The sequence below is a fragment of the Paenibacillus sp. GM2 genome, from assembly GCF_900069005.2.
Taxonomy (GTDB): domain Bacteria; phylum Bacillota; class Bacilli; order Paenibacillales; family Paenibacillaceae; genus Fontibacillus.
In genome coordinates this window covers 385,229-404,283 of sequence record NZ_LN831279.1, presented here as the reverse complement: position 1 = coordinate 404,283, position 19,055 = coordinate 385,229, and the positions used below count along the sequence as shown (strand labels likewise).

The following is a 19,055-nucleotide window of genomic DNA, read 5'->3' as shown; positions in this document are numbered from 1 at the left end:
GTTTTCTTATCAAAAGCGGATATTTTATACAACCTCTATCAAATGTATTCTCCGGGGCAAGGTCAGGACCAGATGCAGCCCTGCTTGTTCGAGCTAAGCCCCCGAGTCGGCCCTGTCAGCCACGGCGCGATATTGCTCAACCACGCTCGACAGCAGCTCCAGATAAGCAGAGGCCCAATCCAGCACGGCCTCCTTGTCGAGGCGCCGGGCATCGTACATCCATACCCCGCCAAGCTGTGGCCCTTCCGCCCCACTGGGTGCGTCAGCGCCATCCATATACAGCACAATGTCGAATCGTTCCAATAGCGCTTCCCGCTCCATGAACCCATGCTGCACTGCTCCTGCAAATAACGGGAATAGAGTAAATCCGGCTTCGGCTTGCGGCTGTTTTCTGATTTGCCGTGCGGCATAAGCTTCTCCCGCACCCACCTGTCTGGCGGCATGCCGCAGCAGCGTATCGAAATCACGCACCTCCGCAAAGTCAATTTCCTTCGGAGCAATCAGCCCGTTGTCCATCAGTGCCGGAAGCACAAGCCGGACCATGCCGGACTCGCCGCGCCAGAAGTACAGATAGACGGCATACGCCGCGGCTTCCACCGTTACCGAGCGGGATGCCGCAAGTTCCGCAAGTCCAGCCGCAACCGCCTGATCGAGTTGGAACAACACGCTGCCAATACGCTCCGCGGCATACCCGCTGCTTGTGCAGTCGTCAGCCAACGGCAGACCGCTCCAACTCCAGCTCGCGAGCTCGCGATTTCTCGATTCCAGATAAGCCGCGAGCGAGGCGATCGTCGGATAAGTGAACAAATCGGTTACGCCGAGAGCGCCGGGATACAGCTCCTCCAGTCGTTGATGGGCCCGCACCAGCAGCAGCGATTCTCCTCCAACATCGAAGAAACGATGATGAATGCCAAAGTCATCCCTTTGCAGAATTTCGCGCCATACGGCAGCAATCGCCAGTTCGATATCGCTGGCCGCTTCGACAAACGGAGTGCTGCTATCCGCCGCTATCTCCGGCTCCGGCAGCGCCTTCCGATCAATTTTTCCGTTAGGAGACAGGGGCATGGCTGACAGTTCGACCACGGCCGGCGGGACCATATAATCCGGCAGGCGCAGCGCTGCAAAATCCCGTAGTTCCTGATGATCCACAGATTCGGAGCAAACGATGTACGCGCATAAATATTCACTTCCGCTTGCGGCGTCCCGCTTCATAACCACCGCTTCCGAGACCGCCGGATGACCGAGCAGCACATGCTCGATTTCCCCATATTCAATGCGCTGGCCCCTTATTTTTACCTGATGATCAATTCGGCCCAAATATTCAATCGTTCCGGCCGATTGCCATCTGGCAAGGTCTCCTGTTCGATACATCAGACTGCCCGCCGCAAACGGGTTATCGACGAATTTTTCTTCCGTCAAATCGGGCCGGCCGATATAACCCCGTGCCAGACCAACCCCGGCTATGCATAATTCCCCGGCTATGCCGACAGGCTGGAGTTTCCCCCCTTCGCTCACGATATAAAGCGCGATATTATTAATTGGCTTGCCAATCGGCACCTGAGCCGGAATATCTCCGTCAGAGCAATCGTAATAGGATACGTCAACCGTCGCCTCGGTCGGGCCGTACAGATTCACAAGCTTGGCATCAAACGGAACTCCGACCCGTTCGCGGAACCGCTGCACCTGATCCGCAGTCAGCGCTTCTCCGCTTGCGAACACGTGGCTCAGGCTCTCCAGCCTGGCCTCGCCGCGCAGCAAACGGGGATGTTCCAGGAACAGGTGCAGCATGGAGGGCACAAAATGCATTGTTGTTACGCCATGCCGCGCGATTGCATCTATCATTAACGCAGGGTCCTTTTCACCGCCCGGAGGCAGCAGGACCAGCTTGGCTCCAGCGAAGCTGCACCAAAACAGCTCCCAAACCGATACGTCAAAGGTAATCGGCGTTTTCTGCAAAATGACTCCGCTTGCGTCCAGTCCGTATTGCTTCTGCATCCAACCGATCCGGTTGACGACAGAATGATGCTCGATCATAACGCCTTTCGGTAATCCGGTCGATCCCGAAGTATACAGCACATAAGCAAGCGAGCGTGAATTGTGCAGCTTCTCCACAGGGAGGTCCTCCCGCTCCTGCGCGAGCGTCTCATGAACATCCATACACGGCAGGAACATCTCCAGCCCTTCCAGGGCTTTGCCTTTCGTCAAAACAAGCGTGGCTCCGGAATTGCCCAGCATGTAGCGAATCCGCTCCGTCGGCAAGCCCGGTGCAACTGGCACATAAGCCCCGCCCGCCTTGAGTACGCCAAAAATTGCAATGATCATCTCCAGGCTGCGATCCATCACGACGGCCACGCGCTCTTCACGTTTGACGCCTTGCTTTCTGAGCGCCTGCGCCAACCGATTCGCACGTTCGTTTAATTCCGCATACGTCAATGTTCCATCCTCCGCTGCGACCGCAACAGACTGAGGTGTTTCCGCCGTTTGCCTTTCAAGGTAAACCTCGACCGTATCACCGCTTGCATACGGCACGGCTGTGCAATTAAACGCTTCGTTCTGCTTCTGCGCCGCTGCGTCGTCCTGCAGTCCGATCTGTCCGAGCGGCCGCTCCGGCTCGGCCAGTACAAGACCGACAATACGGAGATACCACTCCGTCATTCTGCGTACGCTGTCTTCCTTAAACAACGACGTTGCATATTCGATTGTCAAAACTGTGCCTTTTTCGCCCTGATCGGCAATCTCGAATGTCAAGTCCAGCTTCGCCACGCGATGGTCCGGAACTTGCGCTTCGAATTGCAGGGCGTCCGCCGCAGCTAGTCCAACCTCCATATGCTGCATGACAAACATCGTATCAAACAGCGGATTGCGGCTCAGATCGCGCGGCACATCCAGCATTGTCACCATATGCTCAACCGGGAGCAAGCCATTGTCCAGCGCAGCAATTACAGTTTCTTTAAGCCGCTCGGCGAACGCTCTGAACGGCAGTTCGCCGGATGGGCTGCTGCGAATCGGCAGCGTATTGACAAACATGCCAACCAGAGACTCGGTTGCAGGATGGAAGCGGCCGGCGATCGGCGTGCCGACAATAAGATCGTCTTGCCCGGTCATGAGATGCAATAGCGTATGATAGGCGGCAAGCCAGATATGAAATGGCGTAACGTCCCATTCCGCCACCGCCGCTGCAATCCCCTCGACAAGCTCCGCCGGAATCGGCTGAACAAGCTTGGCGCCTGCAAAGCTTTGTTCAAGTGGACGCGGATAATCGGTCGGCAGTTGCAGGACAGGAAGCGTACCGGCTAGCCGAGACGCCCAATATTGCTCTTGCTGCTCTCTCGCTGCCGAAGCCATCCACTCCTGCTGCCAAACGGCGGCATCTTTATAGTGAATAGCCAGCGGCTGCAAGAAGCCGCCGCGATACAGCCGCTCGAAATCACGGGCCAGGACATTCATGGACACGCCATCGGCAACGATATGATGAATGTCCAGCAGCAGCATATGCCGGCCTTCGCCATCTGTCGCCAGAAACGCCCGCATAAGCGGAGCTTGCCGCAGATCGAACGGACGAACGAACGACCGTGCAAAAGTATTCAAATCAGCCGCATCCATGAAGGCATGTACGGCGAGCTCCAGCGAAACCCGCTTATGAATACGCTGCACCGGCTTGCCATCCGCCCAGTCAAAGCTAGTGCGCAGCGGTTCATGGCGGTCAATCAGCCCCTGAATCGCCTCGCGAAGCTTGTCCTGATCAAGCTTGCCCGTCAGGTTCAGAGCGAGCGGAAGATTGTAAGCCGTGCTTTCAGGATAAAGCTGCTGCAGCACATACAGCCTGTTCTGTGCCAGTGACAACGGATAAAACGCTCGGTTTGCCGCCCGGTCGATCACCGCGGCTCGCTTGGGTGCCGCATTATCAATCCGGGCCGCCATTTCCTGCAGCAGGGGGGCCTCAAACACATCCTTCATCGCAAATGCCGCTCCATAACGCTGCTCAACCAAGCCTGCGAGCTGCGCAGCGCGTAAGGAATGACCGCCCAATTGGAAGAAATGAGCTTCCCTTCCGATCGCCACAGGTTCGTCCAACTCATTGGCGGCCAAACCCAACACCTCCTGCCACAGCTTGGCCAGCCACAGCTCCGTCGGCGTAACCGCCTCCTCGCCACCCCCACGAGCCGCCAGCTCAGCGAACCGGGGCCGCGGCAGGCGGCTGCGGTCAGCTTTACCGCTCGGACTTAGCGGAAACGCTTCCATCGCGACAAAATGCGAAGGAATCATATACTCCGGAAGCTGTTTCTTGAGTTCAGCCCGAAGGCTTGCTTCCTCCGGCATTTTCCCGTCTGCTGTCACGAGATAGGCGCAAAGCGCCGGCTCCCCCGCATGGTCCACCGCCATTACCACGGCGTCATGAACTCCGGCCTGCAAGAGTAGCGCGTGCTCAATCTCGCCGCATTCGATGCGGAGACCGCGCAGCTTGACCTGATGGTCAAACCTTCCCAAATATTCTATGTTGCCGTCCGGCAGCCATCTTGCCCGATCGCCGGTACGGTACAGCTTCTCTCCAGCGGCAAACGGATTCGGAACAAAGCTTTGCTCCGTTAGGTCCGGCCTGTTGCGATATCCGCGGGCAAGACCGGCCCCAGCGATGCACAGCTCGCCGGACACGCCGATCGGCTGCGGTCTCATCCGCTCGTCCACAATGTAGAGCCGGATGTTATGGATTGGCTTGCCGATCGGAATCGTGCTTGCGGTAGCGTCCAGACAGTCGTAATGGCTGACATCGACGGTCGCTTCCGTCGGTCCATATAGATTAATGAGCCGACATTGACCGCCGCCGCGCTCTATCAGGCTGTAAAAACCTGCGGTATGCGTTGGCTTGAGCGCTTCACCGCTCGCAAATACGTATCGCAAGGAGCATAGCTCGCTGAATCTGCCGCTGTCCGCTACATAGGGCCAAAAGACCCCCAGCATAGATGGCACAAAATGCATAACCGTGATCGCCTGCTCCTTAATCGCGCGCAGCATGGTGGAGGGCTCTTTCTCCCCGCCCGGTTCCAGCAAATAAAGCGAAGCGCCAGCAAAACTCCACCAGAACAGCTCCCATAGGGAAACATCAAATGTTATCGGCGTTTTTTGCAAAATAACGTCGCGCTCATTCAGCGGATAAGCCGTTTGCATCCAGTGCAGCCGATTGATTGCCGCGCGGTGCTCCACCATAACCCCTTTAGGCTTGCCGGTGGAGCCTGACGTATAAATGACATACGCCAAATGCTCGGGACCGGCTTGAGTCCACTGGCCTGTTTCTTCTTCGCCCTTCGGCAGCTCCAATGCGGCAGCCGCCGCAAGCGCGTCCAGATCGAGCGTTTCCCCTTGGAAGGCCGGAAGCGTGTGAATCCACTTGGCCCCCGCCAGAAGCAGCCTGGCCTCGCTATCCTCCAAAATGCCGCGGATCCGTTCGGACGGATGCTCCGGGTCAATCGGCAAATAGGCCCCTCCCGCCTTGAGCACCGCCAGGATCGCAATCATCATGGACAACGAGCGCTGAGCGGCGATCGGCACGACCGTTTCAAGCGCAACCCCCTTGCCTCTTAGCACGGCAGCCATACGTTCGGCGCGGTCATTCAACTCCCCGTACGTTAGCGAGCCTTCGGCCGATCGCACCGCCGGGAAGTCCCTCCAGCGCCGGGCCGACTCGGCGAACCATCCGTGCAGCGTCTTCCCCGCCGGGTATGGATGTTCCGTATCATTCCATGCCGCAAGGGCGGCTTCTTCCGCAGGCGTTATTATTGCGACCTCACCACAGATCAGGTCGCAGCTGGCGGCCATTTGCTCCAAAATGTAAAGCAGCCGCGCCGCCAATCGCTCCATCGTGCCTTTATAGAACAATCCCGTATTATACTCCAACTCTGCCCGCAGACCGCCTTCACCGTCGCTGAAAAAATCCAGCTTGAAATCCAGCTTGGAGGTTCCGTGGCTGACGGGTATGGGCTCCATGCTCCAGCCGTCGCCTTGCGCCGCCAGCTTCTCATCTTCAAACTGGTTGTGAACGATCAGCATTGTATCGAACAAGGGGGTTCGCGACGGGTCATGCGGATGTCCGGCTGCCGCCTCCATCATATGCTCAAAGCTGATATCACCATGCTCGTATGCTGCAAGCAAACGCCCATGAATCTCGCTAATGAACGCCAGGATCGGCAACTCGTCTACTACCCGCAGATGAATCGGCAGAAACTGATTGAACATGCCGATCATCCGGGCCGTATCCGGATGCGTCCGGCCTGCCGCCAAAGAACCGATTGCAAATTCCGACTGATGGGCTGTTCCCTTAAGCAGCAGCGCATACGCTGCAAAAAGCAGACTGTTCATGCTCGCTCCAGCGATTGCAGCCGTCTCTTTTAGCCGTACGGTGAGCGCTTCCGAAATGCGGAAGGTATACGTATCGCCCGCAAACGTCTGACGATCACCACGCGGCCGATCCAGCGGCATATCGAGCGGCGCTGGCAGCTCTGTAAGCTGCTCCGTCCAAAACGCTCGGTCTGCCTTGGCCCGCTCCGAGCCGGACTGTCGCTCCTGCCAAACGGCATAATCCTTGTAATGCAGAGACGGCGGTGCAAGCTCAGCGCCGTCGATCAAAGCGGTCAGCTCCTCGAGCAGCAGCTTGACCGATATGCCGTCCGCCGCGATGTGATGGATGTTGAGCAGCAGATAGGCCTCCGCTCCTTCCGATTCGGGTCGGCAATAGCAAGCGGCGAGCAGCGGCACTGAGGCAAGCTCCAACGGCCGGAAAAACCCGCTCATGCATTCCGGAAGCGGCATCTCTGCGAGTTCCGCCGTTTGAAGCATAAAATCGGCCGAATCGTGCACGATCTGGGACGGAATGCCATCGCTCCAATGATAGGAAGTCCGCAGCGGCTCATGCCGTTCGATCAACTTCCGAAGCGCTAACCCGATTCTCGTTTCACTCACCGTGCCCAACAGTTTAAGCGCAAGCGGAATATGGTAGGTAAGTCCGATATCAGCTATGTTTTCCGCCAAAAATATGCGCTGCTGCGGTGGGCTAAGCGGATAGGATACGGCTTTTGGCGCGCTCACAACAGGTTCATAAGCTTCCTTGGCAGCCCTGTCGATCCAGGCCGCCTGCTCTCTGACCGTCGGCAGCTTGAAAATTTCCGGAAGCGGCATGCGCACCCGACAATGCTTGTAGATCGCCGAGGTCAATGCGGCCGCCTTCAGAGAATGGCCGCCAAGCTCAAAGAAATGGTCAAGCGCGCCAATCTGCTGCGTATGAAGTACCTCTTGCCACAATCCTGCAACAGCGATCTCCGTATCTGTGGCGGGCGCTTCATAGGGGACTTCGCGCTCCGGCGCAGGCAGAAGTTTTTTGTCCACCTTGCCGCTCGCGTTCAGCGGCAGTTTCTCCAACTGTACAACCGCAGCGGGAATCATAAATGCCGGCAGCTTGCCTGTCAGTTGGCTCCGTACGCTTGCCAGCCCTTCGGTTTGCACCGCAACGATATAAGCGCATAAATACGGCGCTCCATTATTCTCAATCAGCGTCACAAACGCTTCTTTGATGCCCGTGCATTCCAGCAGCCTGTTCTCGATTTCACCCAATTCAATCCGGTAACCTCGCAGTTTGACCTGACTGTCAATCCGGTCCAGAAACTCCAAATTTCCGTCAGGCAAACGGCGCACCAGATCGCCGGTTCGGTACACGATTTCGCCTTCTCGGAACGGATGCGGCCGAAACTTCGAAGCGGTCTGCTCCGGCAAATTCACATAACCAGATGCAACACCGTCACCCGCAATCCATAGCTCGCCAGGCACCCAATCCGGTTGCAATCGGCCCTGCTTATTTAACACGAGCGTTTCCGAACAAGCGATCGGCGCGCCGATCGGGACGGTGCCCGTTCCTAGTTCGGCCCATGTTTCTGTGATCGGATAGCAGGTAGCAAACACCGTCGTTTCCGTAGGGCCATAGACATGCAACAGTACACCCGGTCCAAGCGTGTGAAGCGCTTTGCGAATATGCGGCACGGAAGCCCGCTCTCCGCCAAATAAAATATGGCGCAGGCCGCGGAGCGACTCCAGCCCGTGATCGACCAGCGTATTGAACAGCGCCGTCGTCACAAAGAATACGGTGATGCCTTTATCCTCGATCAATTCGGCCAGTCGTATGACATCAGCAACCTCTTCCTCGCCAACCAGCAACAGTCTCGCACCGTTCAATAGCGCTCCGTACAAATCGAACGTTGATCCGTCAAACGCATAGTTGGAAAGCTGCAACAGCGCATCGTTTTTCGAAAGGCTTACATAATCGGTATCAAAGGCAATTCGGGATATATTGCGATGCGTGGTCATAATCCCCTTTGGCTTGCCCGTCGAGCCGGAGGTATACATGATATAAGCGAGATCGTCCGCCGAGCCGTCGATGTCCAGATCATGGCCGGACTCGCCGGGCCAACTCGTATCGAGCCCATCCATATTAAAGACATTTATGCGGTCTCCGGCAAGTCGGGCAGCTATCTCCGCCGTTTCAGCCGCAGCCATGATCATTCGCGCCTCTGTATCCTGAAGCATAAACAGAATCCGCTCTTCAGGATATTGCGGGTCGATCGGCACATACACAGCTCCCGCTTTCAGCACAGCTAATATCGCCGTAATCATATCGGGCGAGCGCAAGAGCAGCAACGCCACCTTCACCCCATGCGTTACGCCGCTCCGTACAAGCTTATGAGCAAGCCGATTAGCGCGTTCGTTCAGCTCGCTATAGGTATACGCCTGCTCCCCCATTTCAACGGCAATTTGCTGAGGTGTCTCTATCGCTTGCCGTTCGAACAGCCTGTGCAGTGACAGTTCCTGCGGCGGCATGGCGAATGAACGGCCAAGCCGAAGCAGTCGCTCCCGCTCCCGGGCGTTGACGGGATCAAGCTCGCCAAGCGCCGCATGCGGCTGTGCGGCGACGGCCCGGGCCAGCGCTGCATAATGCCGGGTCAATTGTGCAGCGGCCCGCTCATCGTACAAATCGAGCGCGTATTCCAGCGTAAATGCGATACTAACACCGTCATCCGCGCATTCCCAAGTCAGGTCGAACTTGGCCGAGCCGCTATTTATCGCTTGGGGCGTATAAACGACGTCCTTGCTCCGCCATTCGGGCAGCTCCATATTTTGCAGTGTAAACACCGAATCGAACAGCGGATTTCGCCCATATTCCCGCTTCACATTCGCCAGCTCGGCAATCTCTTCATAAGGCACATCCCCGTTGCCAACCGCCGCCAGCACCTCTCCATTAACCTGCTTCAGCCATTGGTCGAAGCGTAAATCACTTTGACCGCGCAGGCGGATTGGAACCATGTTGACGAACATCCCGACTACACTTTGCAGCTCCGGCCGCACCCTTCTTGCAGCTGCCGTGCCAACAACGAGGTCGGATTCGCCTGTATATTTTGCAAGCAGAACATAATAAATCGAGAGCAGCACGGTGTATAAGGTCACCCCATCCCGTCTAGCCATCGCCCGCAGCGATTCAGCAAGCTCCGGCTCCAGCTCGAAGCGCTCAATTGCCCCGCGATAGCTTGGCGTCTGCGGCCTTGGGCGGGTGGACGGAAGCGTCGGAGACGGCACGCCAGCCCGAAAGAGTTCGCGCCAATAAAGCTTTTGACGCTCCAGCCAGCCGTCGCTGCGGCCCGCTTCCTCCCACAGCGCGATATCCCCGGCATGAATGGACAACGGCTCCAGCCCGTCCCCCTCATAAAACTTCGTAAGCTCGAACATCAAAATGCCCATCGACGTTCCGTCCGTAATGATATGATGCATATCCAGCAGCAGCACACTTGACTCGCGCTCCAGGCGCACAAGCTCCATACGCAGCAATGGCGCTTGCTCCAGACGAAACGGCTGCAGGAAGCTGCGTTGCCGCAGCTCCAGATCAGATGCCGTCCAGCCGCTTCCGTCAATGACGGCAAGCGGCGGCTCGACCGTCTGTTCGATGCGCTGCAGCACATCGCCTTCTTCCATATAAAAAGACGTACGCAGCGCCGGATGACGCTCTATCAGCACCTGCCACGCAATGCGGAATCGTTCGGTATCAAGCGGACCCTTCACCCGGACTGCAAACGGCAAATGGTAATTGAGCAGCCCCGGATTCAGCTCTTCTAAAATGAACAGCCGCTTTTGTGCTGAGGTCGCCGGATAAACCGTTTGCTCCTCCGCTTTAGCTGCCAGCGGCGCAGCAGCGGCGGTGGTTCCTTCTTCTTCCTGGGCCTTTTGCTCCATCAAAACGGCCAGCGAACTCACCGTATCATGCAAAAACAATTCGGTAAGCGTCAGCTCAACGCCAAACGCTTCCTGCAGCCTGGCCGAGGCATAGGCCGCCTTGAGCGAATTGCCGCCTTGCTCGAGAAAACCATCCTTCCGGCTTATCTCATCCTTTTTCAACACCTCGCGCCAGATGGACATGATCCGTTGCTCCGCCTCCGTGGCCGGCCCCAAGCCGTCATCCCCACGTAAAGCATCGCCATCTTCCGCATGACGCTGCTTACACGGGGCCACCGCTTCCAGCTCCGCCAGCTCGGCAAGCAATTCGGCAAACTCACCTTCGCGCAGCGCTTCCGCCAATACATAACGTTGAATTTTGCCGGAGGTCGTTTTCGGAATTCTCCGAACGGGGACAACAAAAGCAACGTCCAGGCCGGCCGATCCGTTAAGCAGCTTTTTCACCTCAGCTATCAGCGGCATAAATCCGCTGATCTTGCCGCGATGCTGAATAAAAACTGCGATGGCATCCCGTTTGGTCGTTGCATCCTGAACGGCAGCGATTGCCGCTTTCCCGAGTTCAGCCCCCTTCAGACCGCTGATCAACGCCTCCAGATCATGTGGATACACATTTTGCCCGTTGACGAAAATGACGTCTTTCAGGCGGCCGGTCACATATAAACGCCCTTCCAGCAAGAAACCCAAATCTCCCGTATTCAGCCAGCCATCCGGGGTAATCGTTTGCTTGTTGGCCTCGCTCCGCTTGTAGTAACCGCTTGTAACGTTGCGGCCACTAATATGAATCAAACCTACGCTGCCTGCTGAAGATGGATTCCCCGCTTCATCGCAAATGCGCACCTTGCACTCCTGCACGGGAAAACCCAGCTCGACGATCTCGATCGCAGCCGAATCCCCGTACTCAGCCATTCGCACAGGTTGTCCGATCGCGAGCGATTGGCGCTCAAGCTGAACGGTATTCAGGCGATCCTCCGTTCCCGGAAACGTCACAGCCAGACTCGCTTCCGCAAGCCCGTATACTGGAAAAATACAATTTTCCCTTAACCCGTACGGCTTCATCGCTTCCAGAAAATCGCGGCAATAGACGGCTGATATCGGTTCTGCCCCGTTAAAAATCAACCTGACACAAGACAAATCCCATGCCGCCGCTGCTTCCGGCTTCCAATGCTGCAGAAAATGCACATAACCGAAATTTGGCGAAGAGAGGCATGTTACCCGATGCTTATGCGCAAGTTCCAGCCATTTCATCGGATGAAGCACAAATGTCGAGGTCGGCAAGTGCAATTGATTCATGCCGCAAAACAGCGGCGCAAGATGAAAGCCGATAAGCCCCATATCATGCGTCAGCGGCAGCCAGCTTAGCGACGAATCCCGGTCCGTCGATTGCGCTCCATGGATAATGGCGCGCATATTTGACAGAAGATTGCCATGCGTCAGCACGACCCCCTTCGGGTCTCCCGTAGAGCCCGAGGTAAACTGAATGAATGCGATGTCCGTCTCGCCAGCGTCATAGTTCTCGGCCTCGGGTCGGTCTACATCCACAGCCGCTGCAAGCACTTCCGCCATCGGCATGCTGCTGGAGCCAAGCTGGGCCAGCGTCTCCGCCTCCCCGTGTTTCAAAGCATAGCCTTGAATTCCCGGCAAAAGCTCTTCATCGCAGAGCCATCTCGGCGCTTCCAACTGCTTGCATATCTGAATCAGCTTTTTGCGACCTTCGTCCGTACGCGCCGCCGTCACTGGTACAGGGATAATGCCGCCGAGCACGCAAGCCCAAAATAGAAGGATAAACCGCTCGTTATCTTCTGTCTGCATAACGGCAAAGTCGCCTGGCTCCAAGCCCCGCTCGCGCAGCACGTGGAGCACCCTTCCAGCTGATGTCAGTAATTGGCCGTACGACAAATAGCGCTCATGACCGCTTTCGCAAAATAAAATCCCCGCATTATTTTCCTTGCGCTCCAGCAATACGCCGGACAAATTACGAATGGTTTTCATCGTCGGCAACCCTCCGTTCTGTTCTTTATCACAGCGTTGTAGAATGCAGTTCCTGATACTCCTCCGTTACGATGCGATTATGCTCGTCCATAATGACGACATGCGGACGATACGTGCGGGCTGCCGATTCCTCCATCATTGCATAAGAAATAATAATAACCCGGTCGCCCGGCTGCACCAGTCTGGCAGCAGCGCCATTTAAGCAAACCATTCCCGAGCCGCTTGGGCCGGATATGACATACGTCTCCAGCCTGGCCCCGTTATTAATATTGACAACCTGCACCTTCTCGTTCTCCAGAATGTTCGATGCATCCAAAATATCCTGATCGATGGTTATACTTCCTACGTAATTCAAATTGGCCTCCGTCACGACAGCCCGATGAATTTTGGACTTATGCATCTCTCTAAACATGAATACACTCACTCTCCTTGTAGGGTGGTCTTTGGAAAAACTAAACTTTGCAAACTTCTTATAACTAGCGTTATTTTCCAAATATTCTTTTTCAGGAACATTCAGAGTGCAAATAAACCTACATTGTTTTTCCAGCCTTAACGAAAAAGAACAAGTAGGAGCAGGCAACCAAGACAAGTTCAACAATATTCGGCAGCAAATTCGCGCCAATACCGCTGTTCATACGGAATTAGGCAAGTTCAAGCATATGTGTGGGGCAAGCTGAATGGGTGATCTTATGCGATGTTAATGGTAAGGGGCTTGTTGACTGGCAGGCTTATGCTTTTTGTGCATCTTACTGATTGAGCAAACTGATGCCCTTTGTGGATTCTTGCTAATTACGGCAAGCTCATGCTTTGGTGGATTCTTACTGACTAGGCCAAGCTTATAGCCTTTTGTGAATTCTTGCTGACCAGGAAGCTCATGCGATTGGACGAGGTTATGCTTATTAGGCAGGTTTTGGCTATTATGCAGGTTCCAGTTGATTGAAAATTGTGACAGTAGAAACAAACGTGGCTTGTACATCACAGCTGCCCATCATACCGGCGATTAGGGCTGTGTTGGGGGAAATCATACCTTGTAATCAGGTATAGCGGTAACGAATTAAAGTGTCGTAGCGAAATAAACACTTTTCTCATGAATAGGAAATTTATTGAAACCTACCCTTATAGTAGTGCGAAACCTTCACTTGCGATAGGGAGACAATCTTACAATAAAGGGGGAAATTCTTTTACTTTTTTTTGAATAGATCTACCAGAAATTAAGAGCCCTATGCAAAAAAGCATTTCCGCTCTTGCTTGAAAACAGCAGTTTGACGAGCAAAAACAGATTAAAAATCGAAACTTTGTAACGAAGGGATTGGCGGCAATAGTGGAGTGCTTTTTTGCGGTCGTAACGGTTCAAATAACTGAGCGTATAATATTTGCTTGCAATGCCGTTATCGATGTAGGAGAGCTGTGCCGCTTTATTACTGACGGTATCGGACTGTGCGACTAAATCCCGGAGATGCTCGCGTACTTTGATGGACTTGAAGCTAAGTCCCTCGATTTTTTTATAGACTTCCTCGTTAAGATGAATTGTATCGGGATCAAGCTGCCAGCGGTCGCAGAAAAAGTAGAGACTATCGGGGGACTCTTGGTAGACGGAATGAGGTTTGGTTTGCAGGGCAATTCTGTATTTATCGAAAAAACGGATCAGATAGGTTGTATCTTCCCCCAGATAAAAGTGTTCGTTGATCAAGCCAACTTCGTCCAACAGCTCCCGGCGAAATACCATCGTGTTCAGTTGAAAAAAATTGCGCGTATGCGACAAAAATGCCTCGAACAAGCCTTTTTCAAAAACAATCATTTCGCCGTCATTCCATGTTTCGAACGTTGTTCGCATTGAATTCAGCAGATACCGCTCTACCTTATTCTCAAAGTTGTAGGAGGTAATATCGCCGTGTCGTTCTACCCACAGCGCAAAGCTGATATCCGCTTTCGTCAGCGCATGCGTGCTCATGCTGTCCGTCAAATGACAGGGATACCATTCGTCATCGGAATCAAGGAACGCCAAATAATCGCCTTGCGCCTCCAGCATCCCCGTGTTTCGCGCTCCGCCCGGTCCCTTTTCCCGTTCATTGCGGACATAGCGGATCCGCGCATCTTTGCGCATCCACTCGCGGATCACCTCTTCCGTATGATCCATGCTTCGGTCATCAACGACGATCAGCTCCCAATTGGCGTAGGACTGCCGCAAGATGGACTCAATTGCGCCGGAAATGATCTGAGCCCGATTGTACGTTGGCATCACAATGCTTATCAGCTGCTCCATTCGCTTCACTCCAATCGTTACAAAATAAATGGCGTAAACCATCGTCAGTGTAAATGTGGAAGCGGGAAGCCGTCAAGTCCAAAACGCACGCAGCGAACTAAGCGAACCCTGCTTATTAGTCAAAAAGTCCTGATTCAATGAAAGACATGCAGCCAGCTTCTTACTCAACCTTCGCAACGCAAAAGCAAAAGACCTCTCTTCATTTACACAGGCAGAGCGCCACAGGTCGCCTTGAAGCCATTTTTTGCTTTCCAAGGCTCCTATTCATTATCTTCTTTAGTCCGGATCAATCTTAAATTTATTTGTCCAAGAATTGGAGAGGATGTGTAATCCTACGATTGTACCAAATAATCGATACGCGGGAATCCAAGCGATAGCTCAGGGCAGTTTCTAAGCGATAAAAGACAGTTCCCTATTCGCTGCGGCTGCGAAGTACAATATTCATGTCTCTAGTACGCCAGACGATTTTTACTCAGGCTCTGGGTTAAACTGAAGAAAGACTGGTGAAACCCCGCGCGGGTTCTTAAAGATCTCGCCTCCAAAAAAAGGCGCTTAACTGGGACTTTCGCAGTTGCTGTTAGCCAGCGCAAAAAACGGTTGGTACTAGAGAAGCAGATAAGGAGAACTACGCACCAAGGCTGGTTTCGAAACTGTTAACCCAATCGCCGCTGACAGATAGCCAACTCTTGTCTCAAGACAAAAACACCTCCAAAATGGGCACCCACATCTTACGACATGGGAGCTTTCTTTTGAAGGTGCTTTTATTTGACTCAACGCTATGGAGTCAGTCCTTATTGCTGTGTTCCATCTATAGGTTTATTCTCACAAGCTGCCGAGCCAAAAGAGCAGCAATAGTCGGTTACACTATGAATTTTCACCTTGAACGAGGAATGGGCAGGAACAGAAAACGTTCCCCGGCCGTTAATTTCTCGCCACAAAGTCTCTCCGGAGAGAAGGAACTTCATCTCACCGGAAATGACATCGATGACCTCCATCGAATTCGTATGGAATTCATATTCCCCGGGAAGCATGATGCCAAGCGTGATTTTACTGCCGTCATGAAGCCATGCGGTACGACTCGTTACCCGGCCGTCAAAATAAATGTTGGCTGCCTTCTCAACTGTTACATTTCTCCACTCCTGCGTCACACTTCCCGCTCCCCTCACAGAACCGCTGCTTGCTCTTTATTTCAATTGTTCCTTCACATGCTTCACTACGTTTTCAACGGTGTAGCCATATTCAGCCATAACCTTATCGCCAGGCGCGGATGCCCCAAAGGTATCAATGCCGATGATCGAGCCTTGCTCGCCCACATAACGTTCCCAACCGAATGGATGCGCCATTTCCACAGCGACGCGAGCTTTGACCTCAGGCAAAATAACCGAGTCTTTATAAGCCTTGTCTTGCTTATCGAACAGATCCCAGCTTGGCAAGCTGATGACGCGTACATGAATGCCTTCTTCTGCAAGAGCCGCTTGAGCCTTCACAGCCAGCTGTACTTCAGAGCCTGTCGCGATAATTTGCGCCACTGGCTTGCCGTCCTTCGCATCGGATACGACATAGCCGCCGCGTTGGATGCCTTCACGAGCAAGCTCAGCACTCTTCTCCAGAATAGGCAGGTTCTGACGAGTCAGGACAAGTGCTACAGGGTTTTCCTTGTTCTCCAGCGCGTATGCCCAAGCAGCGGAGGTCTCATTACCGTCAGCCGGACGGATTACAGTCAGACCTGGAATGATACGCAAGGAAGCCAATTGTTCGATCGGTTCATGCGTTGGTCCGTCTTCCCCAACCGCAATGCTGTCATGAGTCAGTACGTAAGTTACCGGCAATTTCATCAAAGCTGCCAGACGTACAGCAGGACGGAGATAATCCGTAAATACGAAGAAAGTACCGCCAAATACTTTCAATCCGCTATGCAGCATAATCCCGTTCATCGCCGCTGCCATGCCGAACTCGCGTACGCCGAAATACAAATTGCGTCCGCCACGGGTATCCGGTGTATACATATCAATGCCGTCCAGGTGAGTCATCGTCGAGCTCTCGAGGTCAGCGGAGCCGCCAAGCAGTTGCGGTACACGGTTTACAAGTCCATTCAGGGCTTTACCGGAAGCAACGCGTGTAGAAATCGCTTTGTCCTCAGCGTTATATTTAGGAAGGTCAGCATCCCAGCCCTCAGGCAGGTCTCCAGCTACAGCCTTTTCAAATTGAGCTGCCAGCTCAGGATATTGCACCTTGTATTTAGCAAAAGCTGCATCCCATGCTTTATTAGCTTCAATTCCATGCTCCTTCACTTTGGCGAAATGCTCGCGCACCTCTTCAGGAACATAGAAGTCCTCTTCATATACCCATTTATAAAATTCCTTAGTCAGCTTCGCTTCTTCAGTACCAAGCGGGGAACCGTGCGTACCGCCGTGACCGCCTTTACCCTGCTTGTTCGGGCTGCCATAGCCGATGACCGTCTTCACTTCGATCAGGGTAGGGCGCTCCGTATCAGCCTTCGCTTCTTCAATCGCTGCTGCCAGCGCATCAAGATCGTTGCCGTCTTTAACGAGCAGCGTCTGCCAGCCATAAGCCTCAAAGCGTTGTCTTACATTCTCGGAGAAGCTAAGATTCAATTTGCCATCCAGCGAAATATCGTTGGAATCGTACAGGAAGATCAGTTTCCCCAGCTTCAAATGGCCTGCCAGAGAAGCAGACTCACTAGCTACGCCTTCCATTAAGTCGCCGTCGCCACAGATGCCGTAAGTATAATGATCGATAACTTTGAAATCATCCTTGTTGTAGGTTGCAGCCAATTGAGTCTCAGCCATTGCCATGCCGACAGCCATCGAGATCCCTTGACCAAGCGGTCCGGTCGTAGCATCAACACCAGCTGTATGCCCCCATTCCGGGTGACCAGGCGTCTTGCTTCCCCATTGGCGGAATTGCTTAAGATCCTCAAGAGATAGATCATATCCGCTCAAATGAAGCAAGCTATAGAGCAGCATGGAGCCGTGACCTGCGGACAGCACAAAGCGGTCGCGGTTCACCCAAGTCGGGTTTTCCGGGTTATGATTCATCGTCTTCGCGAACAATTGATACCCCATTGGCGCGGAGCCCATTGGCATCCCCGGATGACCGGATTTCGCTTTTTCGATCGCATCGATCGCAAGCGTACGGATCGTCGTAATCGACAGATTTTCAATCGTATTGTTGTTGTCTGACACTGGCATTTTGTTTCCTCCTTAGTTAATGAAGAGATATAACTGACAGTTGGACGTACCTTTTCTCACAAAACATTCAATTTGAAAAAATCATTTTGACTTTATTCATTATATCACTTCAAGTATACCTTTTCCATACCATTATTGCCATTCCTGGAGCTGGGAATTACGCAAACCGCGCAGGAACGAAAACCTGTGTTTCACAAAGCTTCCCCGCATACAAATCAAACTAACTTTGTCCCGTATGTACCCGGCTAGCATTAAGTTCAAGCTCCCGCTATTTCATTAATTATGTTGCTCAAAGAGAAACCGTCTCCATATCAATGCGAGATCAATATGAGGAAAAGAGTAACTACAACACAACGATGCAGATCACCGCTCCCTCGAACTCCCGGATGTTTGGATCGATCAGTTTGAGTTCACCACAGGCATAATACGTATGCCCCTGCTCTGGAGTAAAGCTCCTATTGCTGTGGTCAAATCAACTGCTGGGTCCTACTTAATAGGCTTCGTTCGGGTGGGTGACTGCCGGACCGCGCGGCCGATACGCATCATTCTGATACAAATGTGGCCGTGACCCCTCTCTGGCTACGATCCTGCCCCGCAAATCAAAATCTAACGAAACTACCAATCGTTATTTTACGCAAAAAGCGCCCCTGCTAATTTTAACGAAACTGGGTATCGCTATTCGCTCAAAAATAAGGCCAAACCGTTGATTTTTGCTCCAATAGCGATATGGTGTTTCGTTAGATTTATTTTGCCCCCATTTTAAGCAATATAACGTTTCACAGTTTCGTTAGCGGATTTGCCCAGACGTCAGACAATACAATATACACTCGGTGATGACTGCTTGTCTCCCAATCTTACAGTCGCAATGTCTTACTGTTTTAAGCAAACTCCACACAGTAGGGACCAGTATCTCTACTGCTCCTTTGTTTACAGCAAAGTACTTCCTAACTCCTGACGTAACAGTTTCAGTATTTCCGAACGCAGGCATCTGAAGCTGAAGCCCTCGTGGTCGGGCTTTATCGATCGGTCAATAATGACTGATCGAGCGAGAAAAAAACAATACGCTCCTCCAACGGGCACTTTTGACCATTAGAAGCAGTAATTACGCTTTTCCGCAGCATATTCTCCTTGTAGTGGACATCGTTGTCCGTTAGAGGAACTGTCTGCCAAACCTATCAACGCTAACGGTCAATTATGTCCATGTGCCTAGTGATAGGCTAAATGCAAAAGGGAGGTCCCCAAGTCGGAAAATCGGCTTGGAGACCTCCCTGTCCGCTGCGGCGAGCATCCAGCCGCAGCGCTAGCGCTTGCCGCGCCGCTTGGCTGCA

The 19,055-nt window shown here is 53.4% G+C and carries 5 protein-coding genes; all 5 read right to left on the bottom strand.

From position 1 onward, the window contains the following. Positions 1–93: 93 nt before the first annotated feature. The 5 genes from BN1360_RS11675 to tkt all read right to left on the bottom strand — a co-directional run bounded on the left by BN1360_RS11675 (position 94) and on the right by tkt (position 17,727). Positions 94–12,252: a non-ribosomal peptide synthetase gene (locus BN1360_RS11675; RefSeq protein WP_068780033.1), complete on the bottom strand. Its 12,159-nt coding sequence runs from the start codon at positions 12,250–12,252 to the stop codon at positions 94–96. A gap of 28 nt (positions 12,253–12,280) precedes the next feature. Continuing rightward, positions 12,281–12,664, bottom strand: a complete 384-nt coding sequence (gene panD, locus BN1360_RS11670; RefSeq protein WP_068780032.1) for an aspartate 1-decarboxylase — start codon at positions 12,662–12,664, stop codon at positions 12,281–12,283. A gap of 789 nt (positions 12,665–13,453) precedes the next feature. Further along, positions 13,454–14,557: a glycosyltransferase family 2 protein gene (locus BN1360_RS11665; RefSeq protein WP_229520991.1), complete on the bottom strand. Its 1,104-nt coding sequence runs from the start codon at positions 14,555–14,557 to the stop codon at positions 13,454–13,456. A gap of 749 nt (positions 14,558–15,306) precedes the next feature. Continuing rightward, positions 15,307–15,663 carry a pyrimidine/purine nucleoside phosphorylase gene (ppnP, locus tag BN1360_RS11660; RefSeq protein WP_068780030.1) on the bottom strand — a complete coding sequence of 119 codons (357 nt, stop codon included), beginning with the start codon at positions 15,661–15,663 and terminating at the stop codon, positions 15,307–15,309. Positions 15,664–15,699: 36 nt separating this feature from the next. Continuing rightward, complete coding sequence (gene tkt, locus BN1360_RS11655; protein ID WP_068780029.1) at positions 15,700–17,727, bottom strand: transketolase; 2,028 nt, start codon at positions 17,725–17,727, stop codon at positions 15,700–15,702. Between the last annotated feature and the right edge of the window lie 1,328 nt (positions 17,728–19,055).